A 23695-nucleotide genomic window follows, 5' to 3' on the forward strand; every position below is an offset into this window, starting at 1 on the left:
CCTTCCGGGGCCAAGGCCCCTGATCTCGGATGTCCGTCAAACCGAATCAAGCCCAGCGTTCGTTCCGTTTCCGGGGTGCACTCCCTGTGGGGAACGGCCTCTCTTCCTTCGATGCACGTCCCGCACCGGCGGGGCGGTGCCGCCCGTGACCGTGCCCGGGCACCCCTTCTCTTCGGCTTCCCGTCCTTCTGGCTGCCCAAGGGGGCCGGTCATGAATGCTTGCCAGGAGCCCGGCCCGTGCCACCTCCGCGCGGTCCTGCCCGGTCCGGCGGAGCTGCGTGCACTTCCGGCCCGGCTGCTGCCGGGGCTGGCCGAGTCGATCCGTGACGTGCTGGTGGGGACCGTGTGCGCCACAGGCGGGCATCTGGGCCCCAATCTGGGCGTGGTCGAGCTGACGATCGCGCTGCACCGGGTCTTCGATTCCCCGCGCGATGCGATCGTCTTCGACATCGGTCACCAGGGGTACGTGCACAAACTGCTGACCGGCCGGCAAGAACGCTTCAGCACACTGCGGCAGGAAGGCGGTCTGTCGGGGTACCTCTCCCGCACCGAGTCGCCGCACGACCTGGTGGAGAATTCCCACGCTTCGACCGCCCTGTCCTACGCGGACGGTCTGGCCAAGGCCCGTGCCCTGGCAGGGGAGCAGGACCGGGCGGTGGTGGCGGTCATCGGGGACGGCGCGTTCACGGGCGGGATGGTATGGGAGGCCCTGGACGACATCGCCGCCGCCCCCGAACGTCCTGTGGTCGTCGTCCTGAACGACAACGGCCGCTCCTACGCCCCCACCACCGGAGCCCTCGCCGCCCGCCTCGCCGGCCTGCGCCGCGGCGACCGGACCGACGGGAGCCGGGAGAACGTGTTCGGCGTGCTCGGGCTCGACTGTATCGGCCCCGTCGACGGCCACGACATCCCCGCTCTCGAATCCGCACTCCGCGAGGCCCGGGCCCGGCGCCGGGCCGTCGTCGTCCATGCGGTCACGGTCAAGGGCAAGGGCTATGCGCCGGCCGAGACCGACGAGGCCGACTGCTTCCATGCCGTCGGGGTCATCGATCCCGCCACGGGCCGTGCCCCCGCATCTCACGCACCGGCCCCGCATGCGCCTGCCCCGCGCAGTTGGACGAGCGTCTTCGGCAGTGAACTCCTCGCCCTCGCCCGCGAGCGCGCGGATCTCGTGGCCGTCACCGCCTCCATGCTGCGCCCGGCCGGCCTGCACCTCATGGCCCGGGAGTTCCCCGACCGGGTCTTCGACGTGGGCATTGCCGAGCAGCACGCGGTGACCAGCGCGGCCGGGCTGGCCATGGGCGGATTCCACCCGGTGGTCGCGCTCTACTCGACGTTCCTGAACCGGGCGTTCGACCAGATGCTCATGGATGTGGGCCTGCACCGGCTCCCGGTCACCTTCGTCCTGGACCGGGCGGGGGTGACGGGCCCGGACGGGCCGTCGCATCACGGGATGTGGGATCTGAGTCTGCTCGCCCTGGTGCCGGGGATGCGGGTGGCGGCGCCACGGGATGCGGCACGGCTGCGTGAACTGCTCGTCCAGGCCGTCGCCTTCACCGACGGCCCGAGCGCGGTGCGCCTGCCCAAGGCCACCGTGGGAGCCGATGTGCCGGCGCTGGCGCGCATGGACGGGATGGACATCCTGCACCGCAGCGGCGGCCGTCCCCTGGATGTGCTGCTGGTGGCCGTGGGCACGACCGCCGACGCCTCCGTGAAGGCGGCGGTGGCCCTGGAAGAGGGGGAGGGAATCGGCTGCACCGTGGTGGACCCGCGCTGGGCCGTTCCGGTCGGCCCGGCCCTCGTGCATCTGGCCGCCCGCCACCGACTGGCCGTCACCGTCGAGGACAACACCCGCACCGGTGGCGTCGGCAGCCTGATCGCCCAGACCTGCACCGACGCCGGTGTCCTGACACCGGTCGTCTGCCGGGGCCTTCCCCGGGCCTTCCTCCCCCACGGCCCCCGGGACCGGATCCTGGCCGGCAACGGGCTCGACTCCGAGGGCATCACCACCAGCGTTCTGGCAGCCCGCAGCCGATTCCTGCGCGACGGCCCCGCCCCTCATACCCCGACCGGTACGGCGAGGAAGCAACGATGAAGACCGGACTCGGCCTCCCCACCATGCCCACGGCTCCGGTGCGCCGGGCGTCCCGCCAACTCCGTGTCGGCGACGTCCCCGTCGGCGGCGGCGCACCGGTGTCCGTCCAGACCATGACCACCACCGTGACCGCCGACGTCGACGCCACCTTGCAGCAGATCGCGGAGATCACGGCGGCGGGCTGCGACATCGTCCGCGTCGCCGTTCCCTCCGCCGACGACGCCGACGCCCTGCCCGCCATCGTGGCGAAATCCCCGATCCCGGTGATCGCGGACATCCATTTCCAGCCCCGCTACATCTTCGCGGCGATCGATGCCGGATGCGCGGCGGTGCGCGTCAATCCGGGGAACATCAAGCGCTTCGACGACCGTGTCGCCGACATCGCCAAGGCCGCGTCGGCGGCCGGGGTGCCGATCCGGATCGGGGTCAACGCCGGCTCTCTCGATCCCCGTCTGCTGGCCAAGCACGGTGCGGCCTCGCCCGAAGCGCTGGTGGAGTCGGCGTTGTGGGAGTGCTCGCTGTTCGAGGAACACGGCTTCAGAGAGCTGAAGATCGCGGTCAAGCACCACGACCCCATGACCATGATCAAGGCGAACCGGCTCCTGGCCGACGCCTGCGGCTACCCCCTCCACCTCGGCGTCACCGAAGCCGGACCCGCCTTCCAGGGCTCCATCAAATCCGCCGTCGCCTTCGGCATCCTGCTCGCCGAAGGCATCGGCGACACCATCCGCGTCTCCCTCTCCGCCCCGCCCGTGGAACAGGTCAAGGCAGGCATCCACATCCTGCAGTCGCTGGGCCTGCGCCCCCGCAGACTGGAGATCGTCTCCTGTCCCGGCTGCGGCCGCCTCCAAGTCGACATCCACAAGCTGGCTGCCCAGGTCGAGGCCGCCTTCGACGGTTTCCCCCACCCCCTCCGTGTGGCCGTCATGGGCTGTGTCGTGAACGGCCCCGGCGAAGCCCGCGAAGCCGACCTCGGCGTCTCCTCGGGCAACGGCAAAGGCCAGATCTTCGTCCGCGGCCGCATCGTCGCCACCGTCCCCGAATCCAAAATCGTCGACACCCTCCTCGACCACGCCCTCCGCCTGGCCGACGGACCATCCGAAGGCAGCGACACACAAGGCAGCCGGCCATGAGCACCCCACCGCCCGCCTGCCCCAGACCCCGACTCGTCCTCAAGGCCGTCCGCGCCGCCGTCGACGCGCACCTGGCCGACTACCTCGACCGGAAGGCGCGCACCGCGGCCGACCACCGCATGCCCGCCGAAGTCGTCGAGGTCCTGCGCCGGTTCGTCCTCGACGGCGGCAAACGGCTGCGCCCCCTGCTGTGCGCCTGCGGCTGGTACGCAGCCGGTGGAACGGGCGACACCGCAGCAATGGTCAAGGTGGCGGCGTCGCTGGAGATGTTCCATGCCTTCGCCCTCATCCACGACGACGTCATGGACGACTCCGCCACCCGCCGCGGACATCCCACCGTCCACCGGACGTTCACCCGCCACCTGCGCCCCCATCGCACCCGCACCGCGGCCGAACGCCTCGGCACCGGCGCCGCCATCCTCACCGGAGACCTCGCCCTGGCCTGGTCCGACGAGATCCTCCACACCGCGGGCCTGCCCGCCGGCCGACTGGCCCGGCTCCTGCCCGTCCTCGACGCGATGCGCACCGAGGTGATGTACGGCCAGTACCTCGACCTCCTCGCCACCGGCGACCTCTCCGGGGGGACCGACGTCCCGCTGAAGGTCATCCGCTACAAGACCGCCAAGTACACCTGCGAGCGCCCCCTGCACCTCGGCGCCACCCTCGCCGGCGCCGGCACCCGCACCCTCGACCGGCTCACCGCCTACGCCCTCCCCCTCGGCGAGGCGTTCCAGCTCCGCGACGACCTCCTCGGCGTCTTCGGCACCCGCCGGAAGACGGGCAAGCCCCACCTGGACGACCTGCGCGAGGGCAAGCACACCGTCCTGCTCGCCCTCGCCCTGCAACACGCCGACCCCACCCAGCGCAAAACGCTCCACCACCTGGTGGGCAACCCGGAACTGGACGAGAGCGGCGCGAGCACGCTGCGCCGCCTGATCAAGGAGACAGGAGCCGACCAGGCGGTGGAACGCATGATCCGCGACTGCCACGACAAGGCCCTCAGCGCTCTGACCGCCATCAGCATGCCCTCCGATGTCCGTGACCAACTGCGCGCTCTGACCCGGCAGGCAGCATGGCGGACCTCATGACCCGTTCCCCCTCCCACCTGAACGCCACCGGCACCCCTACGGCACTTCTGACAGAAAGCTTCACGGAAAGGCGGCTCGACATGTCCCCCGAGACAGTGGACAGCGATCCGGCACCGTTCGACACCTACATCAGTGACGGGGTCCGCCTGCGGCTGTGGGACGGAACCCGGCTGGACTCGATCCGGACGCCCCGGCACGACCTGAGGCAACGCGCCCGCCCGTTCGTGCAACAGTGCAATTTCCACTACGCCGCCGCGGTCCGGGAAAGTGCCCGCTGGCTGCGTGAGACCGTCGACCCGTCCCCGGAGGTATACCGGCGGCTGCTGCGCGAGGACGTCGCCGGCTTTGTGTCCTGGACCTACCCGGATGCCACGCCGGGGCAGATCCGGGCACTCAGCGACTTCCACAACTGGTCGGTGTGGCTGGACGACAAGATGGACCGCCGGTCCACTCGCGATATCAGTCTGGCCGCCTGCTCGGTACTGGAGGGCATCGGCTCCGAGGAGAGGGCCGGTGACATCGCGCTGGGACCGTTCGAGGACTTCTTCGGACGCATGCGCGCCCTGGGCATGAGCGACCGGTGCGCCGAGCGGTTCGTCCAGGCCATGCGACGCTACGGCGCCGCCTCACGCGTGGAGGTCAGGGCCCGGGAAGGGGACCTCGGTTTCCGGTCCGTGAAGGACTACATCGGCAACCGCCGTGCCTCGGCCGCAATGCCGGTCTACTGCGCGCTGATCGAGTGGGTCTCCCGCGTCGACCTTCCCGACAAAATCCTTCGGCACCCTGTGGTGGAGCGGCTGGAGAACTGCTGCAGTGACTATTCGCTGCTCTACAACGACGCCGGTTCCTTCGTGAAGGAACACCTCGCCGGGCGCGGCGAGGACACCTTCGTCCGGCTCCTGTCGGAATCCGCCGGGCTGTCGGTGCAGGACACTCTCTTCGAGATCGCCGACATGGCCGCGGCCGCCGTCGACGACCTGGAGGCGACAGGCGACCTGATCGAGCAGTGCGACCTGCCGATGCGCTGGCGGGAACAGGTGCACCGCTACGCGGCGGGACTGCGGACCTTCGTGGGCGGAGTCAACTACTGGAGCAACCACACCTGCCGCTACCTCATCGGACAGCCCTTGGCGGACACCCCGCCGACCTCACGGGCCGGCGATGTGTACAAACTCCGTTCCAATGAGGAGCTTTCACAGTGCAGCCGGACCGTCTGATGGCAAAGGACGGCGAGATGGACACGGGCACACCCATCGGCCGGACCGGTGCGGCCGACCGTCGCCGCCAAGCGCTGACACCGCCGCGGGCCCGCCGTACGCCCGTCGTGTGGGCGGCTGTGGGCGCGGTGTTCCTGTTGGCGGAGATCTGGGTCCTGGCCAGGTGGGTCCTCGACGGCGGCGCGCGGACCGTCCCCGCGCACGGAGAGCTGTCCACCGCACGACAGACGATGCTGTGGGTCTGGCAAGCACTCGTACTGGCCGCCTTGGCCGCCACTGCCTGGTACGCCGTGCGGACTTCCCGCCGGGAGAAGCGTCCCAGCGCCTTCGCCGTGCTGTTCGTCGGCTTTCTCACCAGCGCCTGGCTGGACCCGCTGACCAACTATCGTGATCCCACTCTGGTGTTCACCGCACACGTTCTCAACATCAGCACCTGGGGCCCCTACATCCCGGGATGGCACGGACCGCTCCCCGAGAGCGCCGTGCAGACGCTGGCCGCATCGAACGGCCTGTACTTCGGGCTGTTCGTCTGGTGGCCCTACCTCACATTCCTGCTGCTCGACCGCGTCATGCTCTACCGGCCGGACCAGGGCGTGCTGAAGCCGGCAGCTGCGGCCACGGCCATCTCTTCGATCCTGGTAGCCGCCCTGGGACCGGTCTGTACCTACGTCTCGGGCCATGCGTGGTACTCCACCACCGGCCTCGCCCTGTTCGCCGGGCACTGGTACCAGCAACCGCTGTACGGGATCGTCCCGGCAGCACTGATCGCCGGTGCGCCCGGAGCGGTGATGCTGTACCGGGCGCGCCATGACGGCATGGACATCCCTGTTCTCCGCGGCAGCCAACGGCCACTGGTACGTCTGCTCGCCGGCATCGGATTCACCCAACTCACCATTCTTGCCTACTGCATTGCCCTCATCGTCGCCGTGTCGCTGAATCCTGGACCGCCACCGGCCGACACTCCGGGCTTTCTCAACCCGCACCCGCCGGGCTAGATCAGCCTCTCCCTGCACGGCCGACCCGCCGACGAGACATCCAGCCGATCCCCTGGGGCGACACAGTGAAAGAAACGAAAGAACAGACGCATCAGTGGCGGACCGGAGATGCGCCCGGCGCCCTTCCTCTGCTGGGGCACGGACTTGCCCTGCGGAGCGACCCGCTGGCCTTCCTCACCTCCCTCCCCGCCCACGGTGACATCGTCCGGATCAAGCTCGGGCCGTCGACCGCGTATGTGCTCTGCGCCCCGGAACTGGTGCACCGCCTGCTCGCGGATCCTGCCACCTTCGACAAAGGCGGCCCCGTCTTCGACAGGGCACGTGAAACGATGGGCAATGGCATCGGCGTCTCCCGGCTAAGGGATCACCGCAGGCAACGCGCGCTGATGCAGCCCTCGTTCAGCAACCATCGCATCGCCGACTACTGCAAGATCATGCAGGAAGAGGTCCGGAAGACCGTCGCCTCGTGGTCCGATGGGCGCGCGTTCGACGCGGCCAAGGTCTTCTCGCAGCTGACGGCACGTGCCACAGTCCGTACCCTGCTCGGCACCCACCTCACCGAGGGAGAGATCACTACCCTTCTCCCGCACCTGGAGCGTTCCTTCCGCCTGGCCTACCGGCGCATGACGGTACCGGTCGCTGCCCTCACGCGGCTGCCCACACCGTCCACCAGGGCTTTCTGGGAGAGCATCACCGCGATCCGCACGCTGGGGCAGGCGTGTATCGACCGCCACAGGAAAACCGGGGGAAACGCGGACTCACTCATCGCCTCCCTCGTCAACACAGGCACCGACGAACGGGCCTTTACCGACGACGAGCTCCTCGACCAGATCGTCACCCTCTTCTTCGCCGGGACCGAGACCACGGAGACGGCCCTGACATGGACCTTCTACCACCTGACGAACAACCCCGGCGCGGAAGAGGCCCTGTGGCAGGAAACCGTGGATGTCCTGGGCGGGAAACCCGCGACCTTCGCCGATCTGCCCCGGCTGGGCCAGGTCAACCGCTGCCTCACCGAATCACTCCGCCTGACCCCGCCGGGATGGCTTCTGTCCCGTACCGTCACCTCGCCCGCCGAACTCGGCGGAGTGAAAATCCCCACCGGCACCACGGTGTTCTGGAGTCCGTACCTCCTGCACCACCTGCCGGAGATCTTCCCGGACCCGGAGACGTACGACCCTGACCGGTGGCTCCCGGACCGGGCTTCGCGACGCCAGAAAGAGGCCCTGCTCCCCTTCGGTCATGGACGCCGCAAGTGCATCGGCGACACGTTCGGCATGACAGAGGCCGCCCTTGCCGTCGCGACCATCGCCTCACAGTGGCAACTTGTGCCCGACCCCACCGCGCGGCCCACCAAGCCGGCCCTCGCTCTCACTCTGAACCTCCCGTCCTTTCCCGTCATCCCCGTCCACCGGAAACAGTGAACCCTGGGGGCCTGTTCACGGGGTGACCGGGCTTCTTCGCAGAAGGCGCCTCGCTCTCGGCCTCCGCGCTGATGACGGGATTCGTGTTCCCTCAGGCCATCCCATTCGCGTTCGAGGATGGCGTGGATGCATTTCAGATCTTCGGCCGTAAGTCAGCGCACCGCTCTGCCGTTACCGTCGGGAGGGAATCATGTCCCCCACGTCCCAGCGGCCCTCTCCTCTGGATGCACTGCTCTATCACGACCCCACGATGACGGTCGGGGCGATCCTGCACGTCAACGGAAGCCCCCCACCCCTGTCGGCGGTGACAGAGCACATCCGTCAACACCTCCACCGTCTCCCGGCCCTGTCCTTGGTCATGAAAGGCCGTGCGCTACAGGCCCGCTGGCACCAGGTCTGCCCCGACCTCGACCATCATGTCCGCAACCGTCTCCTGCCGGCCGGCCGCACCATCGACGACGCCGTCCGGGAACTGTCCCTGACCCCCTTCACCCCGGACCAGCCCCCCTGGGACCTCACACTCCTGCACGGACAAGCCACCGATCGCTGCGCCGTCCTCTACCGCGTCAACCACGGGCTGCAGGACGGCGGCGGATTCGTCCACACCCTGGAAACCCTCTTCAGCCCGACCACCATTCCGCCCGACCAATCCTCAGCAATCGTCCGCCCCCTGATCGATGCACCGCGGCCCACCCTGCGCCAAACGGCCGCCGCCGCACGCGTCCTGGCACGAGCCACCACCAAGACGGGACTGTGGCCACACCCCGAACACGGATACTCCGCTGAACGCACCCTCAGCTGGACCACCGTCCCCACGCGCACACTGCACACCCTGGCGCGCCCCTTCGCCGGAACAGGCAACGACGCCTACATCGCCACTCTCGCCCACGCCCTACAGCACTGGACCGTGCAGCACCACCCCCGCCCCACAAACGGCATCCCCCTGACGGTGGCCATCAGCACCCGCACCACAGCAACACTGGGCCTACCCGGAAACCACGCCACCGCCGGCCGGTTCATCCTGCCCGGCCCCGGAAGTCCCCTACCGCAGTGCCTACGCGCCACTGTCCACGCCACTGCGCTCCTGAAATCCCCACCACACCGCGAAGCCATCCGGCACATCTCGTACCGGACCCCGCCATGGCTCATCCAGAAGTCCTTCAGAACCATCGCGACACCACAACGCGGCACTGTCTTCTGCTCCAGCGTGGCATTCCGCCACCCCCTGTCACTCCTCGACAACCCCGTCCACGCCATCGACCCCATCGTCTGTCTCCCCCTCGGCTCACCTGCCTGCACCTTCCTTTTCACCTACCAAGGCCGCTCCAGCGTCCTGTTCGCCACCGACTCCGCCCTGCCGGGCATGGACACGCTTCATCACCGGTGGTATGACACCGTGCACGCACCCGCAGCATCAGCCACCCGACCCACGCCATGACCACGGCCTCAAGGGTCACGTCCGCGCACATGGCTCTGCCAAGGACGTGTGCCCGGGAAACCTGATCTGGATCTCGTCCGCCCACCCTGGCCGGGCCGGCGAAATCTTCGACGCCCGCCGCGACCACATCACCCGGCATCTACGCGAGGCCGGCCTCGGCACCTTGGCCGACCTCTGCTTCGTCGGCCTCGACGTCGACCCCGACGATGCTCCGGTCATCATCACCGGCCGCAAGGTGACCCGCTCCCACCGCCTCACCGACGCCGAGAAGGAGGCGAACTGGCTGGTCAGCCTAAAGCCCTGGTGCATTCCGGCCAAGGTCCGCATGAACGCCCATCACGCCACCACACTGCTACGGGCCCTGCTCGTTCTGGCGAACTGCGAAGTCCGGCAGTGGCAGGCGATCACTCCGCCTGTCGGCACGAGGACCGCATCACGGGCTCACACCAGCACAGCGACCTGCGAGTTCAAGATGAAACGATCTCAGTGCGGGGGTCAGACCTGGCCGAGGTCGATCTCCACCGGGAAGGGGGCCGCTGCCTTGACGACACCGGTGAACACGTCTCCGTCCCGGTAGGTCTGCGTCGCAGGGTCGAGAACGTAGGTGTACACGAGAGGAACGCCTGTCGCGGCCTGCTCGATCCGCCAGTAGAAGCCGACGCCTGCCTTGGCGTACTGCTCGACCTTCACGACCCGGTCGGTGGTCTCCGAGCCCGGCGACACCACCTCCGCGACCAGCAGCACGTGCTCGGGGCGCGTGGGGGTGATATCGATCGTGTCCGAGCGGTACACGACGACATCCGGGCGCCGATTGGTGAGCGGGACGTCCTGAAGCCGGACGTCGAAGTCCGTGTCGGCATTCCACTCCAGGCCCGCGGCGGCATCCAGAGCATTCGCCAGAATCCGGGCCAGCCGGTTGTGCCGCTTGGACGCACTCGGACTCACGACGACCATCCCGTCCACGACCTCGATACCGGCGCACTGCTCCTCGGACCAGGACTCGTACGCCTCCGCCGTGATCTGCTCATGCATCCACGCCGGAGCCACCATCTCGGCCGTCATGAAACACCTCCCGGACACCGCGCAGCGGGCCCGATCCCGCCGGATCCAGCGTACTGTCCACCACCCGCACAGCAACGGGAGCACCCATGCCCCCGCTGGCCAGCAGCCAGCCAGCGAGCCCACGACAGGCCACTCCAGCGCCTACGGGTACACCTCGTGCGGATCGCGCCAAGCGCCCGTGCCCAGCACCACCAGGCCATCACAAGCGGCCTCGACTACCGCAGCCATCCCTCTCATGTGCGGCACGCCACATCCCGAGGCCGTGGGATCACCATGGGATCCTCGCCGTACCTTCGCACCCACGTTCCACCGAAAACCCCAGGTCGAGACGGTTTCAGCCCAGTGAGGCAGACCAGAGGCGCCCGCCTCGCCACACCGGCGATAGGCGAACGCCACACGCGAAAACACCCTTCCAGGGGCATTTCCGCAGGTCAGAACGTTTTTCTTGGTGGGGCGGGTGGGACTCGAACCTATTCCGGTGACGCTTCTCACCTGCAGTTTCACCGACGGACCGGACATTTCCATCCGATTCCATCCGGCTGCATCCTGCTCGATCCTGCTCAATCGGGAACCGTTAGGCGTTCGCCACACCGTTTCCCGTCCACCCCACGGGGCTTACAGGCCCCAGGGCATACCACCGCTAGCGCCTCCGCTCCTGCGGGAAGGCCCTTGCTCCTGCCACGCATCTTTGCAGCCTGCGACGCTCACATGGGTCCCCGCCCTGCGGTTACGTTCCGTAGCGAGTGTGCTTGCCAAGCCGATAAGCCCGGCCCGGTGGGCCGCTGCCCCCGGCGCGTGACAGCGCACTTCCGGCGACCGTGCGCCAGCCGGTTGACGAGGGTGTGCTTATCGGTCTTTGGCCGGAACAGGCAAGCTGTGTACCGCTCAGTTGCCGCCTGAGGAGGGGTCATGCGTCGCATCACGGCAGTGGCTGTCGGGGCACTCGTGGCAATCGGCCTGTTTGCCGTGCCAGTGGCAGCGGAGCCGGTCCCTGCCCGCCCCGCCGATGTCTGCTGCTTCTTCTTCACTTGTATGTGCTGAGGCCGAAAGCCGTGCAGGGCTGAGCGAACTGGCGCGCTCCGCCAGCACCGGGGCCGGTTACAGCCCTGCCCTGGCGGCTGATGCGCCGACGGGTGGTTGGTCGAGGCGGATGCGGGCGGCGGCCCACAGCAGACGGCCGTCGGTCCGTACGGCGTTCAACGCCGCGCGATGGGTGTCGCACGCCTCGGGGGCAGCGTGGCGGTCGGCCCGCTGGGGCAGCTCATTGCCGAAGGCGCCAGGCGGCACCACCATGACCACTGCCTCCAAGGTGTCCAGGGCCGTCTTCAGCCATGCCGAAGACAACGGCACCGGCTCCTCGGGGACCACCACAACACGTGTGCCGGTCAGCGTCAGAGCGTAGAAGCAGCCGTCGACAACATGGACGGCAGCAGTCACTACAGGCGCAGGCTCGTAGCCCCAGAGGAAACCTGAGGCCAGTGCAGACCGGACGACACCGTCGTACGCACCGGGTACCGGCTGGTGGACGACCTCGGCGATCCGCCGCCCTCGGCGTGGAGTGTGGGTGGAGAAGGACCAGGTGCGCTGTGCTGCCGTGCTCAGCTCGTCGGTCACACGAGGATCAACGAGCACAGCGAGAAGCAGGACACGGGTGGGGCGAGGAGCTGCTGGACGCCGGTCCACTGGTGCGGCTGACGGAAGCTGCGGATTCACCGGTCTCCACTGCAGTGACCGAAGTGCCGTGGACAGGAGCCCCATCATGTGCGCGCAGTGGTCAGGGCCCCAGACACTCTGGCGGTGATACGGGTCATAGGGTGCAGGTCACCTACGGGGTGGCCTAGCAGTGCCAGGACAGCCGGGGGCAGGCCCGTGGCGGCGGGCTCGTCCGGCTCCGGCGTACTACGGCGGTGTTACGTCGTTACGGCCGTGCTTAGTAGGCGGGTGCCTTGGCAGCGTCGCCGGGCCGGGTTACCAAGGATGGGCCGGTCCGGTCCGCGGGCCGGGACTCGGTTCCCCGGAGGTTTTCGCGTATGCCGAAGCGCACCACTGTCCGTAAGCCCGCCCGTTCCCGTGCTGCCGTGCTGGTGGTCGCTTTCGGGGCTTCACTGGCCCTGGGGACCGGCACGGCGCTGGCAGCCGAGGACACCTCCCAGCCGCTGATAGCGGAGTCCGTCTCCGTGACCGCCCTGCACGACGCTGTACGGGCGCAGGCCGAGACCCAGGCGAGGGCCGCGGCGAAGGAGAAGGAGCGGTCTGAGCAGCGTGCTGCTGAGGCGCAGCGGGAGGCTGAGGCGTCGCGCAGCCGTGCTGTTGCCTGGGTGTCCCCGGTCGAGGGCTACCAGGTCGGCCAGTCCTTCGGTAAGGCTGGTGCCATGTGGGCCAGCACGCACAGCGGTCAGGACCTGGTCGTCGACAGCGGCACCTCTGTCCGGTCCGTGCACGCCGGTACGGTCGTCAAGGCCGGCCCGAACGGTGCCGGTGACGGGCCCGCCTACGGCAACGCCATCGTGATCAAGCACGACGACGCCACCTACTCCCAGTACGCCCATCTCTCCCGGGTGAACGTCACCGTCGGCCAGGCCGTCATGACCGGCCAGGAGATCGGTCTGTCCGGCTCCACCGGCAACTCCTCCGGCCCCCACCTGCACTTCGAGATCCGCACCACCCCCCACTACGGCACTGCCATCGACCCCGCAGCCTTCATGATCACCCGCGGCGCCGGCTTCTGACCCGATACCGACACGAAGAAACCGCTCCCGTCCCGATCTATTGGTTTTGCCTTGCTTCTGTGTGCGGCCTGGTGATGGTCTTTCCGGCTGCCGCTGCCTGCTCCCCCATCGGTCAGTGGCAGCCGCCCTTCCTGGGGGCGGGGAGCTGGTTTTGTTGTAGTGCCGGCCATGGGCGTCACAGGGTCCGTCAGGGGCGGTTGTCTGTGCGGTGGCGGCGGGCGAACCAGACGGTGCCGGCCACTGCGATGGCCATGAGGGCTGCACCGGCCACGATGTGGGGTGTGCCCGGCTCTTCGCTTCTGGCGCTGGCGCCGGTGTTCATGCCGCCTTCGGGGGGCCGGGCCTGGGCCGTGCCCGGCATGGGCGGGGCCTTCTCCTGCACTGTGGCAAGGGGGGAGGCGCTGGCCTCGGTGATGATCACATCGCCGGTGGCCTCTTTGCCGTTGTCGCACTGCGCGCCGAGGCCGTAGGTGCCGGGCAGGGCGTTCCTGGGCACGATGAAGCGGCCGACCACGACGTGGTCGTGGGCGCCGGGTTTGAGTTCGAATGCGGTGGGTCCGCCGAGGGCGCTGGCGTCGCCGGTGCCGTGGCCTCTCGCCCCGCAGGCCGTGGTGTTCACGGTGACCACGGCACCGGGCCGGGCAGTCCCCGGAGTGACCTCAAGTTTGCCGGAGTCCGCCGCGAAGGCAGCAGCGATGGATGTCAGCGCCAGGACGGTCGTGGTCAGGACGGCGGCTTCTGCGGCCCGGGCGGGCACTCGTGCACTGCGCATAGGTCATCCTCCGTGAGCGCGGGCACGACAGGCAGGTGTGCCGCGCGGATGCGGGAAACCCGCGGCTGATGTCAAGGTCGAGCGAAGCGGGCTCCGGCCGGGCCTGCACCCCGGGGCCAGGGTCCAGCCCACCAAATGAGTGAGGACCGCAGCCCACCCCCGCCCGCGTCACCGTCATGCCGGCCCGGGCTGGCCATCGGATGGCCCAGGAAGGCGCTGTGTGTCGCGTGGGGCAGACCGGGACGCGCCGGAGCAGGGGTTTTGCCTGCCGGTGCGACCCTGTTGCCCATTTTTGTTGGTGGCTGGTGATCATGCTGTTGTGGCTGTCACGGTGATGTGTGCGGTCGGGCGTCTTCCGTTCCCCGGCGGCGGGGGTGGGGCGATGTCGATGGAGCCGATGCCATGGCCGGAGCCGGCCGGTGAGGTGGCGCGGGCAGTGCGTGCGAAGAACTACGGGCGCAAGACGCCGCTGGCGGTGGCGGTCCGGGACCGGCTCGGGGAGTTGTTTCCCGACCGGGAGTATGCGCAAGCGTTCGGGAGGACGGGGCCGGCGGGCTGGTCGCCCGGCCGGCTGGCGCTGGTGACGGTGCTTCAGATGGCGGAGAACCTGACCGACCGGCAGGCCGCTGACGCGGTGCGTGACCGGCTGTCGTGGATGTACGCCTTGGGGCTGGACCTGGCGGACACCGGTTTCGACCACACGGTCCTGACGCAGTTCCGGGACCGGGTGATCGCGCACGGCCTGGAGGAGAAGGTGCTGGACCTGCTGCTGGCGCGGCTGCAGGAACTGGGGCTGCTGCAAGCCGGCGGCAAGCAACGCACCGACTCCACGCACGTCATCAGCGCGGTGCGGGACCTGAACCGGCTGGAGCTGGCCGGGGAGAGCGTGCGCGCGGCGGTGCAGGCCCTGTCGGCGGCCGCTCCGGACTGGGTCGCACAGGTGCTGGACGTGTCCTCCTGGTCACGGCGCTATGACACCCATATCGATGCCTACCGGATCCCCGCGTCTGCGGTCGGGCGCGAGCAACTGGCCGTCTCTTACGCCAAGGACGGCTACCAGCTGCTGCGGGCCGTCTACGGTCCGCGTTCCCCGCAGTGGCTGCGCGAGCTGCCCGCGGTGCAGGTGCTGCGCACGGTGCTGGTGCAGAACTTCCGCGTGGACATCGACGTCCGCGGCCGGGAGCACGTCACGCGCCGGCAGGACGTTGCGGAGGGCGGGGACGGCCGGCCGCCGGGCGCTTTGCGCATCGCCTCACCCTACGACCTGGACACCCGGTGGGCGGTCAAGCGCGACCTGTTCTGGAACGGGTTCAAGCTGCACGTCACCGAGACCTGCACCGATGCGGCGGAGGAGGACAGGCAGGCCCCGAACCTGATCACGGACGTGGCCACCACCGCGTCCACGGTCCCCGACATCCAGGCATTACCGGGCATCCACGCGCGGGAGAAGGAGCGCGGCCTGTTGCCGGAGCGGCACTACCTCGACGCCGGGTACTCCAGCGCGGAGGCGATCCACACCGCGCTGTCGCGGCACGGCGCCGCGCTGATCACCCCGGCGCTGCTGGACACCTCCCGTCAGGCCAGGCAGAAGGAGGGCTTCGCCACCGCGAACTTCACCATTGACTGGAAGCACCGGCTGGCCGTCTGCCCAATGGGGCAGACCAGCTCGTCATGGAGCCCGTGCCGACAGGGCAGTCGTCCGGCGATTGTGGTCACCTTCACGAAGCTGACCTGCCGACCCTGCCCCGCCCGGCCGCAGTGCACACGCGCCAGGAGCGGGGCCAGGCAACTGTCGCTGCCCGGCGAGCCCCACGCCGACGTCCTGCTGCGTCAACGCCGAGCCGAACAGGACACCGACGACTGGCAGGCCGACTACGCCCTACGCTCCGGAGCAGAAGGCACCATCCACCAGACGGTCGCGGTCACCGGCGCCCGCCGGGCCCGCTACCGCGGCCAGGCCAAGACCCACCTCGAACACGTCACCGGCGCCTGTGCCCTCAACATCCACCGCCTGGACGCATGGTGGAACGAACGCACACTCGACCGCTCCCGCGTCAGCCACCTCGCCCGCCTCGAAATCAACCTCGCCGCCAGGACTTAACCGCCAATGGGCAACAGGGTCCGGTGCGCAGGTGACAGGGGCAGACTGTCGGTGCGGTCATCGCGCTGGTCTCTGCGCAGGCGTGGCAGTCCGGAAGACCGGCCGGTGACCGACCACCCGTAGGGATCCTCGGCGGATGCTCCGGGCAGGAGCCGTGGGGTGCCTGGGGTCCCTCGTGCGGTGCAGTCCGCCGGGCGGCCCGTGTCCGCAGCAGGCAGGCTGACGGCAGGGGCGGGACACCGGCACTCGGGCCACGGCCGCAAGAAAGACCCCCTGTATGGCTTCCGATCTTGACCAACTGCGCCGCTGCACCCTCGCGTTCGACCTCGGCACCGCACGCACCCGCATCCACCTCCAGGGCGCGGGCGTGATCGTCGACGAGCCGAGCATGGTGGCCCGGTGCACCAGCACCGGACGCCTGATAGCCGCCGGCAGCGCCGCCCAGGCCCTGGAGGGAAGAGCAGGGGCCGGTGCCGAGTTCCTGCGCCCCATATACGCCGGAACTGTCACCGATATTGGTATGGCGCAGCGGATGCTGCGGATGTTCCTGCACGGTAGGACAGGGGGGTGGTTTCGTTCGCGGTGGGTGATGCGGCGGGTTGCCGTGTGCGTCCCGCATGCACCGGGGCAGGTGGCGCTGGATGCCGTGGCGCAGGTGCTGGGCGGTCTGGGGGCGCGCCGGATCGTGCTGGTCGACAGGGTGCTGGCCGTGGCGGCCGGGTGCGGGCTGGATGCCGGCCGGGCCCAGGGGACGATGGTCGTGCACTGCGGCACCGCCTCCACCCAGATCGCGATGCTCTCCCTCGGTTCGCTCGTGACCGCGGAAACCGTACCCGTCGGAGAGAGAACGTTCCTTCAGGCGCTGGATGCGCACATCCAGGACACGCACCACCTGGCTCTTCCCCTGCGCGGCCTTGAGGAGGCCTGCTGCCTCCTGGCCGCGCAACCGCTCCTGGAGGAAGTGGAGTTGTGCGGGCGGGAGCCAGCCACCGGCACGTGGCGCACCATCACCGTCAGCACAGCCGGTCTGCGCCAGGCAGTGCAGATACCGATGAGCGCGATCGTCCATGGTCTCGGCCAGGTCCTGCGGACCTGCTCCCCCGACCTCGTGGCCGACCTCACGGACACCGGCCTGACCATCACCGGCAGCACCACCACCCGCCTCGGCCTGAACCACATGATCCATAACACCACCGGCATCACCGCACGCACACCAGGCAGGCCGGAGCTGAGCATCATCCGGGGACTGGGCAGACTTATCGACGGCGACCTCTGTCCCGGGCGCGCCAGCGGCGGCAGCAATTCGCACGCCCATCAGCCCACACCGGCCCAGCCCGCGTCCCAGGCCCCGGCTGCAGCCCTGGTGGCGCCAGACCTCAGTAATATCGAGGCGCAGGAGATGCCGACGGCGGCGCAGGACGGCACGGCCGATATGGGCGCACCACCGCGCAGTAGCCTGCGTGGACGTTCGGCAGGCCCTGTTGCGCAGAAGGTGCGGCGGCCATCCCGGCGCACCCGGCTGAAATACCCCTCCGCATGGGATCCGCGGTCAGGAAGCCCACAACTGCGCGGAAAGAACGGTGCAGGCAACCCTGATACCTTCCGCCGCCAGGCCCGCTACCCCAGGTAGTCAGTACACTCGGCGGGTTCACGGTCTGCCCACCTGGGCAAGGGCACGCCGAGTCACCGTCGGCAGCCAGCTCCCGTGGACTGGCCTGGGGCGCTTGAGGCGCGGCTACTCCCCGGAGAGACCGCGGTGGACTGGCCGGGCTACTTCTTCCACGGTATTGATCCCATGTATCCAGCCCGACTCCGCCGGGTGGCCTGCAGGGGCCTTGTTGTTCTCAGTGAGCACAACGAGTCCATAATCGTAGCCGTCACCGGTGAACGCGGCCATGCTGTTCACCTTCCAGTCAAGCCTGTCATAAGGGTCAACATCAGGATTATCGGAGCGTTGCAGCCAGCCGTTCTTGACATGGACAGCGGCGTTCGCAGGAGCTCCTGCCGGGGCTCCCCATCGCTGATCGCTTTGAACCTGGTTCATGAGGTCCAGCGCGTAGGTGCGCGCTTCCTGGGTGAGCACCGGCGTTTTCGTGTCGTCGCTGCTCGTGAACAGTTCCAAGAGCCGGAGCTGATCGGCCGCATTGACCCGACTGAGGCCAAATGAAGCTTCCTTGTCAAGGATGGTGTCATTCATTCCCGCCCGGTCGATAAAACTTTGAATCTTCACAGGATCCGGGGCATCCGGATTCGTCAGGTCGGAAAGCTTCTCCCACAGGGCCAGGGTTGAATCATTGTCAGAAGCGGTGATCATTTTTCGGGCGAGGGCATCGTCCTCACCGTTCAGGGGCCCCTGGTTGTGGAACAGCAGCGCCCCGAGAATTATCGGCTTGACAGTACTCGCTGCATCCTGCTGCCGCTTTTCGTCATATGCGCAGGAAGTACCGGTGCGGCGGTCATAGAGCGCAACCGATACTGCGCTGTCGCGGCTCGCCACAGCCTTGGCTATGCCTTCCTCGAGCCGCGCAGCCAGATCGCTGCTGTTAGACGTGCATGTAACCGTAGCTTTTTTATGCCGGTCGGCCGCGACTGCGGGTGCAGTAACCGAAATCGAGGCCACAAGAGACATTATCCCGCCAGCCCCTATTCTTGCATAAGTGCGCACAGCTAACCCTCCGTGTGATTCCCGCCGACGCGAGGCCTGCGACTGAGATCCGGGCGCAGCAGGAGGCGGCATGCATGGGCACGCATCTTCCGGCGGAGATGGGTCGCATTAGTCACTTCGCCTTCAAAACCCGTCCGCGATCACACATCCACAGTGACAGTTGGGGCATATCGGACACAGGGTCGAAGGTCCCGGACCCCGCGCGAATCCCTTCCCGACGAGGCCGACGGTGGACAGCCCCTCGGAATGATCGGCATTCACCGCAACCATGCCACGGGCGGGATTACGGCATTGATCACGTCGAGCAGTGCGGTGGCACGCCTGCCGGATCAGGGGATAGCCCCCGAACCCGCCGCAGATGACAAGCCCCACCCGGCAAGGGTGCATCGACAAGGGGGGCGGAGTCCGGCAGCCCGCGTTCCCTTGTGGCCCGCTGGATGAGTAACCGGGATATCAGTAGGCGGAGTTGACGTTGTCCATGGAGCCGTACCGGTGGGCTGCGTAGTTGCAGGCGGCGGTGATGTTGGCGACGGGGTCGTAGATGTCCCACGAGGTGCCGTCGACGTGGTAAGCCTGGAAGGTGGGGTCGATGACCTGGAGCAGCCCCTTGGAGGGGATGCCGTTGCGGGCGTTGATGTCCCACAGGTTGATGGCCCGGGTATCGCCGCTGGACTCACGGATAATGTTGCGGTGGATGCCCTCGTAGGTGCCCGGGATGCCCTTGGCCTGCATGACGTCCAACGCCTCACGGATCCAGCCGTCGAGATTCGCCGGATAGGACTTCTTCGCCGACTCCTTCTCGCGTTCAGCGGCGCGGGAGGCGGCTTCTTGGCCGGCATTCCGGTCGGCCTGGGTCCGGGCGGCGGCCTGCTCCCGGGCCTGCCGGGCCGCGCTGTCGTACAGCACGGCCTGCTCGTCGTCGTGTGTCTGCCCGAAGACCTGGGCGTTCCAGGCGACGGGCCTGACGGCCACCGGCCGCGTCTTGTCATCGGCCTCGGCCTGGGCGGGGATGAGCGCCGGTCCGGCCACCGTGACGCCGATGGCCGCAGCACCGGCAACCGACAGCCTCCGGTGAGAGCGGGGCAGACGGGCAAAAGCAGATATGACAGAGCGCATGACGGGGAAAATCCTTCGCTGACGGGTGTGCGCCCGCGTTCCCGACGGGGGTACGCCGCGACGGCCGGGACCGGGAGAGCCAAGCGCCGCACGGCAACGGACGACGCCTTCCGGGAGCCGCCATTGTCAGCAGCATCGAAAAGAGCTGGCAAAGGGCCCACGTACTACCCCGCATCGTTGCAGCATGGGTCCCTCACGCGGGCGAGGCCGCTGGACCGGGCGGCGTGCGGGGAAATGGATCTATCCGCTCACGGCCGTAAGTGACCCGCATCTCGTGCCCGGTCTCACACCAGCACACCCCTCTCATCACACACCGCAACCGTCCCCTCTCGCAGTGACCGGTCGGCATCAGCGGACACGGACCTCGCCATGAGTGACGGCACCGCATGGGCTCACGCATGTGATGGAAGCGTCCCGCCGGGCAGCACACCGGCTGGATGGCGGCAGGCCACGCCCTACCGAGCGCAGGCCGACCCGGCTGGGGGCGTGCGGGGGCATGCGCGGCAGGCCGCGCGAGGGGTACCTGTACGGGTGCCGTGCGTCACCCGTACGGGTCGGGCGGGATGGCCTGACCGGGCACGGCGCGATTGCATGGAGTCACGGCCGGGCCACAGTCCGGGAACGACACCCGGCCGCCGGTTTCCGCCCACGGGCGACGAAGGGGGCAGGCATAGAGAAGGAGCCGCTGTGTATGCAATGTGTGCCGCTCCCGCTGCCCCCGGCAGCCCCGACACCGTATGGCACATCCTCTCGCGCAACGCCCGCAACACCCTGTGCGGACGCTCCCTGCGCCACATACGCCCCCACAGCCCCGCAGCAGGAACCCTCCTCACCGAACTGCACTGCGCAGCCTGCATGGCCGTCTTCGCCATCATCATCCGCACCGGCCAGGCAACAGACCACGAAGAAACCGCCACAGCGGGCAGCAGGCCCGTGGCCACAGCTGCTGCAACTGCGCAGACCCCGGCGGGCATGAATTCCGGCCGCATCGATGATCTTGCGGCTGACCGTCTTCCCCGCAGGGACGACGACGGCGCGTATGCGACGGCCGGCAGAGAACCCGCCCCGGCTCCGTCACAGCCCCCGCCCGGCAACTGACCCACAGGCCGGGCTACGGCCGGTCAAACTCGGCGGGCCGCACCCCACGGCACACCACCGCTGCCGCGCGCACTCTCCAATACAGGACGATGGCCGGTGCCGTCCTCCAGGGCGCTGCCGGGCAGGCCGTCACCCCAGGTACCAGGCGGCACCGATGTCACCACCGCCTGCCAGGTGCCGGCCGCCGCCTCGGGCCACACCACGGACCTGCACGCTCATCGGCCACGGGATCCTGCTGGAAAGGTACGGAAAGAGCCTCGGCGCGGCGGAACACCGGCACGCCACCGTCCCCGGTGACAGCGAGTCCGGCCTGGATCTGCTTCAGATCCGTGCGCCGATCCTTAGGGTGGCCGTAGGCCGGGGCGGGATAGTCCTCTTCGTTCTCCTCGTAGGCGCCGTGCAGGGACATCGAGGTCATGTCCCAGTGCAGACGCGCGACGTCGAGGCCGAACACATCGATGGCCCGGGCCCCGACCGACCCCACGATGCTCTCCAGATTCGGGGCGACCGCATCCAGCGCGCGGGCGAGCCGGTCGTCGTTGAGGATGTCCGCGGACAGCCCGAACACCTCTTCCACTGCCCACTCCCGCGCCCAGTGAGAGACGTGCTGCAACGGAAGAGGGCTGGTCAGACGGTTGGCGACCAGTGCCTCGACGATCTGGCCATGGGTGGACAGGGCCCTCTCCCCGATCGGGCAAACCCGATCGACAGCCCCCGCCACATCCAGCCGGCGCAGGAACCCCGCGACCACCGGAAGCGCACCCAGACGCTTGTCCACCACACGCGACACCGCCACCTCGGTCCGCGGACGCAGAGCTGAACGGCGAGGCACTGTCGATGAGTTGCTCATACCAGGAGAGAGACCGGGAGCCACCGGTCATGACGCCACTACCAGCACACTCGAGTTGCGTCCCTTTCACAGGGTCGCCCGGGTGGTCGGGCTGTCGGCGTTTGGGCCCTGTGACCGTGGCAACGGCCGTAGGGTGGGGCTGTGGATGAGCGACTTGTAGTACAGGTGCAGAACCTTGATCAGCAGGGTCGGTCGGCGAAGGCGATCGCCAGGACGCTGAGGGTGACTCTCGCGGATGTTCTCGGAGTGCTCAACGGTGCCGTGCAGGTTGCGGCGCCAGGCCGCGGCGAGCCGCGTTGCTGGGTGAACACCGGCTGGAGCCACAGTGTGGATCTCGAGGGGGCGCCGCAGTGGACGGGCTTGGACCCAGGGGCTTTTGATGCCGAGGAAGGACAGGGCCTTGTCACCGTACTCATCGCCGCGGACAGCATGCGCTCCACGAAGGCGCAGGTCGCCGGGTTCCTGCTGGATGTGTGGTGCCTGGGGGTGAAGAACGCGCTGCCTCCGGAACCGATGAGCCCGAGCCGGCTGAACGCGTACCGGCAGGCCTACTTCAGCGCCTACGGGAAACACGTGCAGGTTCCCGCCGAGCTTGCCCGCGCTCTGGTGTTCGGCGCTGCCTCCTACGCTCACGAACTCGGGTTCACTCCCCAGGCGGACTTCGAAGCCGCCGCCGCTGTACTCGGTGAACCCGCCGGTCCCTGCCCGATCAACTTCGGCCGTGACGGCAAGCCTTTCTACGTCAACGGCCCCTACGACGATCCCGAAGCGATTGTGCGAACGTTGCGACGCACCGTCGGCGACGACGGCTTCCACTACACCCTCGCCTTCCCCGAGCAGCCCCGGCGTCGACCGTTCCGGTCACGCCGATAGCAGCCCGGCGCGAGTGACAGGCCGACCAGTTCGGGCTGTCCGCAGGCCAGGTGGCGGAAGCGCATCGTCACGTGCGAAATCCAGGTCTAGCGTCTCATCGCAGGCGCCGGGTCACCTTCTCCAGGACCGACCCGTGGGAGACCTCGTCGTAGCCGGTTCCGTGGATGTCCTGGTCGATGCCGTCGAAGGACTTCCGGAAGGTGCTCATGAAGGAGGCGAAGATCGCCTTGCTCCTGATCCTGGCTGCGTCAGGCACCCAGCTGTAGAAGAGGAGCTTGCTGCGCTTGCCTTCCTTCTCGTACTCGAAGTCGTAGACCGCGTAGCGGCAGCCGTCCTTCGGGAGGTCTTTGAGGAACGCCCCGTAGTCGCTGTCGTCCGAGGTCTTCTCGACCACTACCTCCTTGTTGTCGTCACCGACCTTGAAGACGATGTACCTGTATCTGCGCTCCAGCTTCAGCTTGCTGAAAGCCTCAAGGCACGCGTCAGAGACGGCAACGCCAGAGGAACTCATGGACCCTCCTCGTGGTAGGGGACGTGCGGGCCCGCCCTACCGGCCTGCCACGGCCCCGTCTGACAGACCGACCTCTGTAGGCTCCCCAGAGCGCCATCGATAACACCCAACTTTCCGGAAATCACCACAAGTTGGCTCTGATGCGCCCTGCTGGCTGTCAGCGATTGCTGGGCTTTCCCAGGAGTTGCGCTTCGAGGCCGGCGATGCATTTGTCGGCGAATCGGAGGTTCGACCGGGCGCCTTCGAGCCGTTCCTGGAGGGTGCGGTGTTCCTGGGCGAGCTGTTGGACGCGGCGTTTGAGGATGGTGTTCTCGATGGTCAGCGCGTGGACGGATTCGCCAGGGATCACCTGGTCGAAGTCGCGGATCTGTCCCATCAGCTCGCCGATCCACTGCCGCTGAGTGAAGATCTCTTTTCTGGGTGCGGGTGAACTCGGCCTCGGCGTTCAGGGCTGACGTCGTCGCCGGACTGCTGCGAAGCCGCACAAGGCGCCCCAGCCTGTGTGGGCGCTCATGGAATTGACCCGGG

Annotated in this window: 20 protein-coding genes; 12 read left to right on the forward strand and 8 right to left on the reverse strand. The window is 68.3% G+C overall.

What is annotated here, in order from left to right; genetic code table 11:
* Positions 1–211: 211 nt before the first annotated feature.
* The 7 genes from ACLHRZ_RS34110 to ACLHRZ_RS34140 all read left to right on the forward strand — a co-directional run bounded on the left by ACLHRZ_RS34110 (position 212) and on the right by ACLHRZ_RS34140 (position 9390).
* A complete protein-coding gene (locus tag ACLHRZ_RS34110) occupies positions 212–2095 on the forward strand; it encodes a 1-deoxy-D-xylulose-5-phosphate synthase (RefSeq protein WP_490422498.1) in 1884 nt (627 codons plus the stop codon).
* Positions 2092–3228 carry a flavodoxin-dependent (E)-4-hydroxy-3-methylbut-2-enyl-diphosphate synthase gene (gene ispG / locus ACLHRZ_RS34115; protein WP_490422499.1) on the forward strand — a complete coding sequence of 379 codons (1137 nt, stop codon included), beginning with the start codon at positions 2092–2094 and terminating at the stop codon, positions 3226–3228. The genes ACLHRZ_RS34110 and ispG overlap by 4 nt, the downstream gene beginning before the upstream one ends.
* Positions 3225–4316 (forward strand): polyprenyl synthetase family protein, encoded by a 1092-nt coding sequence (locus ACLHRZ_RS34120; protein WP_490422500.1) that lies wholly within the window; start codon positions 3225–3227, stop codon positions 4314–4316. Before ispG ends, ACLHRZ_RS34120 begins: the two co-directional genes overlap by 4 nt.
* Before the next feature lie 80 nt (positions 4317–4396).
* Positions 4397–5533, forward strand: coding sequence for a terpene synthase family protein (locus ACLHRZ_RS34125; RefSeq protein ID WP_490422501.1), 1137 nt, complete (start codon positions 4397–4399; stop codon positions 5531–5533).
* 17 nt (positions 5534–5550) lie between these two features.
* On the forward strand, positions 5551–6528 hold the full coding sequence (locus tag ACLHRZ_RS34130) for a spirocyclase AveC family protein (RefSeq protein ID WP_490422502.1): 978 nt from the start codon (positions 5551–5553) through the stop codon (positions 6526–6528).
* Positions 6529–6593: 65 nt separating this feature from the next.
* Positions 6594–7952, forward strand: coding sequence for a cytochrome P450 (locus tag ACLHRZ_RS34135; protein ID WP_490422503.1), 1359 nt, complete (start codon positions 6594–6596; stop codon positions 7950–7952).
* Between the two features lie 190 nt (positions 7953–8142).
* The gene (locus ACLHRZ_RS34140) at positions 8143–9390 is read left to right on the forward strand and encodes a wax ester/triacylglycerol synthase domain-containing protein (protein WP_490422504.1); all 1248 of its coding nucleotides are present in this window, start codon (positions 8143–8145) and stop codon (positions 9388–9390) included.
* Between the two features lie 495 nt (positions 9391–9885).
* On the opposite strand, the gene ACLHRZ_RS34145 is transcribed toward ACLHRZ_RS34140, so the two are convergent.
* The gene (locus ACLHRZ_RS34145) at positions 9886–10452 is read right to left on the reverse strand and encodes a Uma2 family endonuclease (protein WP_490422505.1); all 567 of its coding nucleotides are present in this window, start codon (positions 10450–10452) and stop codon (positions 9886–9888) included.
* 1098 nt (positions 10453–11550) lie between these two features.
* Positions 11551–12066, reverse strand: a complete 516-nt coding sequence (locus ACLHRZ_RS34150) for a hypothetical protein (protein WP_490422506.1) — start codon at positions 12064–12066, stop codon at positions 11551–11553.
* A gap of 416 nt (positions 12067–12482) precedes the next feature.
* On the opposite strand from ACLHRZ_RS34150, the gene ACLHRZ_RS34155 reads away from it, so the two are divergent.
* A complete protein-coding gene (locus tag ACLHRZ_RS34155; RefSeq protein WP_490422507.1) occupies positions 12483–13181 on the forward strand; it encodes a M23 family metallopeptidase in 699 nt (232 codons plus the stop codon).
* 187 nt (positions 13182–13368) lie between these two features.
* Here the strand turns inward: ACLHRZ_RS34155 and ACLHRZ_RS34160 are convergent, their stop codons facing one another.
* Positions 13369–13953 carry a GVDTG sorting domain-containing protein gene (locus ACLHRZ_RS34160; RefSeq protein WP_490422508.1) on the reverse strand — a complete coding sequence of 195 codons (585 nt, stop codon included), beginning with the start codon at positions 13951–13953 and terminating at the stop codon, positions 13369–13371.
* Positions 13954–14389: 436 nt separating this feature from the next.
* On the opposite strand from ACLHRZ_RS34160, the gene ACLHRZ_RS34165 reads away from it, so the two are divergent.
* The gene (locus tag ACLHRZ_RS34165; RefSeq protein ID WP_490422509.1) at positions 14390–16054 is read left to right on the forward strand and encodes an IS1182 family transposase; all 1665 of its coding nucleotides are present in this window, start codon (positions 14390–14392) and stop codon (positions 16052–16054) included.
* Between the two features lie 277 nt (positions 16055–16331).
* On the forward strand, positions 16332–17684 hold the full coding sequence (locus ACLHRZ_RS34170) for a rod shape-determining protein (RefSeq protein ID WP_490422510.1): 1353 nt from the start codon (positions 16332–16334) through the stop codon (positions 17682–17684).
* Positions 17685–17789: 105 nt separating this feature from the next.
* On the opposite strand, the gene ACLHRZ_RS34175 is transcribed toward ACLHRZ_RS34170, so the two are convergent.
* Both ACLHRZ_RS34175 and ACLHRZ_RS34180 read right to left on the reverse strand, forming a co-directional pair.
* Positions 17790–18674: a serine hydrolase gene (locus ACLHRZ_RS34175; protein WP_490422511.1), complete on the reverse strand. Its 885-nt coding sequence runs from the start codon at positions 18672–18674 to the stop codon at positions 17790–17792.
* Positions 18675–19172: 498 nt separating this feature from the next.
* Entirely contained in the window at positions 19173–19835 is a 663-nt protein-coding gene (locus ACLHRZ_RS34180; RefSeq protein ID WP_490422512.1) for a transglycosylase SLT domain-containing protein, read from the reverse strand.
* 687 nt (positions 19836–20522) lie between these two features.
* Between ACLHRZ_RS34180 and ACLHRZ_RS34185 the strand changes: the two genes are divergently transcribed.
* The gene (locus tag ACLHRZ_RS34185; RefSeq protein ID WP_490422513.1) at positions 20523–20933 is read left to right on the forward strand and encodes a hypothetical protein; all 411 of its coding nucleotides are present in this window, start codon (positions 20523–20525) and stop codon (positions 20931–20933) included.
* 157 nt (positions 20934–21090) lie between these two features.
* On the opposite strand, the gene ACLHRZ_RS34190 is transcribed toward ACLHRZ_RS34185, so the two are convergent.
* On the reverse strand, positions 21091–21711 hold the full coding sequence (locus ACLHRZ_RS34190; RefSeq protein WP_490422514.1) for a DUF4277 domain-containing protein: 621 nt from the start codon (positions 21709–21711) through the stop codon (positions 21091–21093).
* 213 nt (positions 21712–21924) lie between these two features.
* Between ACLHRZ_RS34190 and ACLHRZ_RS34195 the strand changes: the two genes are divergently transcribed.
* The gene (locus ACLHRZ_RS34195; RefSeq protein WP_490422515.1) at positions 21925–22656 is read left to right on the forward strand and encodes a hypothetical protein; all 732 of its coding nucleotides are present in this window, start codon (positions 21925–21927) and stop codon (positions 22654–22656) included.
* Positions 22657–22750: 94 nt separating this feature from the next.
* Here the strand turns inward: ACLHRZ_RS34195 and ACLHRZ_RS34200 are convergent, their stop codons facing one another.
* Positions 22751–23167 carry an actin-binding ADF family protein gene (locus tag ACLHRZ_RS34200; protein ID WP_490422516.1) on the reverse strand — a complete coding sequence of 139 codons (417 nt, stop codon included), beginning with the start codon at positions 23165–23167 and terminating at the stop codon, positions 22751–22753.
* Between the two features lie 157 nt (positions 23168–23324).
* Positions 23325–23543 (reverse strand): hypothetical protein, encoded by a 219-nt coding sequence (locus tag ACLHRZ_RS34205; protein ID WP_490422517.1) that lies wholly within the window; start codon positions 23541–23543, stop codon positions 23325–23327.
* Positions 23544–23695 lie beyond the last annotated feature (152 nt).

This window comes from Streptomyces sp. AM25, from assembly GCF_058146165.1.

What these genes read in the sequence shown, in the direction of transcription:
- ACLHRZ_RS34155 (WP_490422507.1), top strand. Translation starts at nt 12,483, where the DNA reads ATGCCGAAGCGCACCACTGTCCGTAAGCCCGCCCGTTCCCGTGCTGCC.
- ACLHRZ_RS34180 (WP_490422512.1), bottom strand. Translation starts at nt 19,835, where the DNA reads ATGCGCTCTGTCATATCTGCTTTTGCCCGTCTGCCCCGCTCTCACCGG.
- ACLHRZ_RS34110 (WP_490422498.1), top strand. Translation starts at nt 212, where the DNA reads ATGAATGCTTGCCAGGAGCCCGGCCCGTGCCACCTCCGCGCGGTCCTG.
- ACLHRZ_RS34120 (WP_490422500.1), top strand. Translation starts at nt 3,225, where the DNA reads ATGAGCACCCCACCGCCCGCCTGCCCCAGACCCCGACTCGTCCTCAAG.
- ACLHRZ_RS34140 (WP_490422504.1), top strand. Translation starts at nt 8,143, where the DNA reads ATGTCCCCCACGTCCCAGCGGCCCTCTCCTCTGGATGCACTGCTCTAT.
- ACLHRZ_RS34205 (WP_490422517.1), bottom strand. Translation starts at nt 23,543, where the DNA reads ATGGGACAGATCCGCGACTTCGACCAGGTGATCCCTGGCGAATCCGTC.
- ACLHRZ_RS34160 (WP_490422508.1), bottom strand. Translation starts at nt 13,953, where the DNA reads ATGCGCAGTGCACGAGTGCCCGCCCGGGCCGCAGAAGCCGCCGTCCTG.
- ACLHRZ_RS34170 (WP_490422510.1), top strand. Translation starts at nt 16,332, where the DNA reads ATGGCTTCCGATCTTGACCAACTGCGCCGCTGCACCCTCGCGTTCGAC.
- ACLHRZ_RS34125 (WP_490422501.1), top strand. Translation starts at nt 4,397, where the DNA reads ATGTCCCCCGAGACAGTGGACAGCGATCCGGCACCGTTCGACACCTAC.
- ACLHRZ_RS34145 (WP_490422505.1), bottom strand. Translation starts at nt 10,452, where the DNA reads ATGACGGCCGAGATGGTGGCTCCGGCGTGGATGCATGAGCAGATCACG.
- ACLHRZ_RS34200 (WP_490422516.1), bottom strand. Translation starts at nt 23,167, where the DNA reads ATGAGTTCCTCTGGCGTTGCCGTCTCTGACGCGTGCCTTGAGGCTTTC.
- ACLHRZ_RS34130 (WP_490422502.1), top strand. Translation starts at nt 5,551, where the DNA reads ATGGACACGGGCACACCCATCGGCCGGACCGGTGCGGCCGACCGTCGC.
- ispG (WP_490422499.1), top strand. Translation starts at nt 2,092, where the DNA reads ATGAAGACCGGACTCGGCCTCCCCACCATGCCCACGGCTCCGGTGCGC.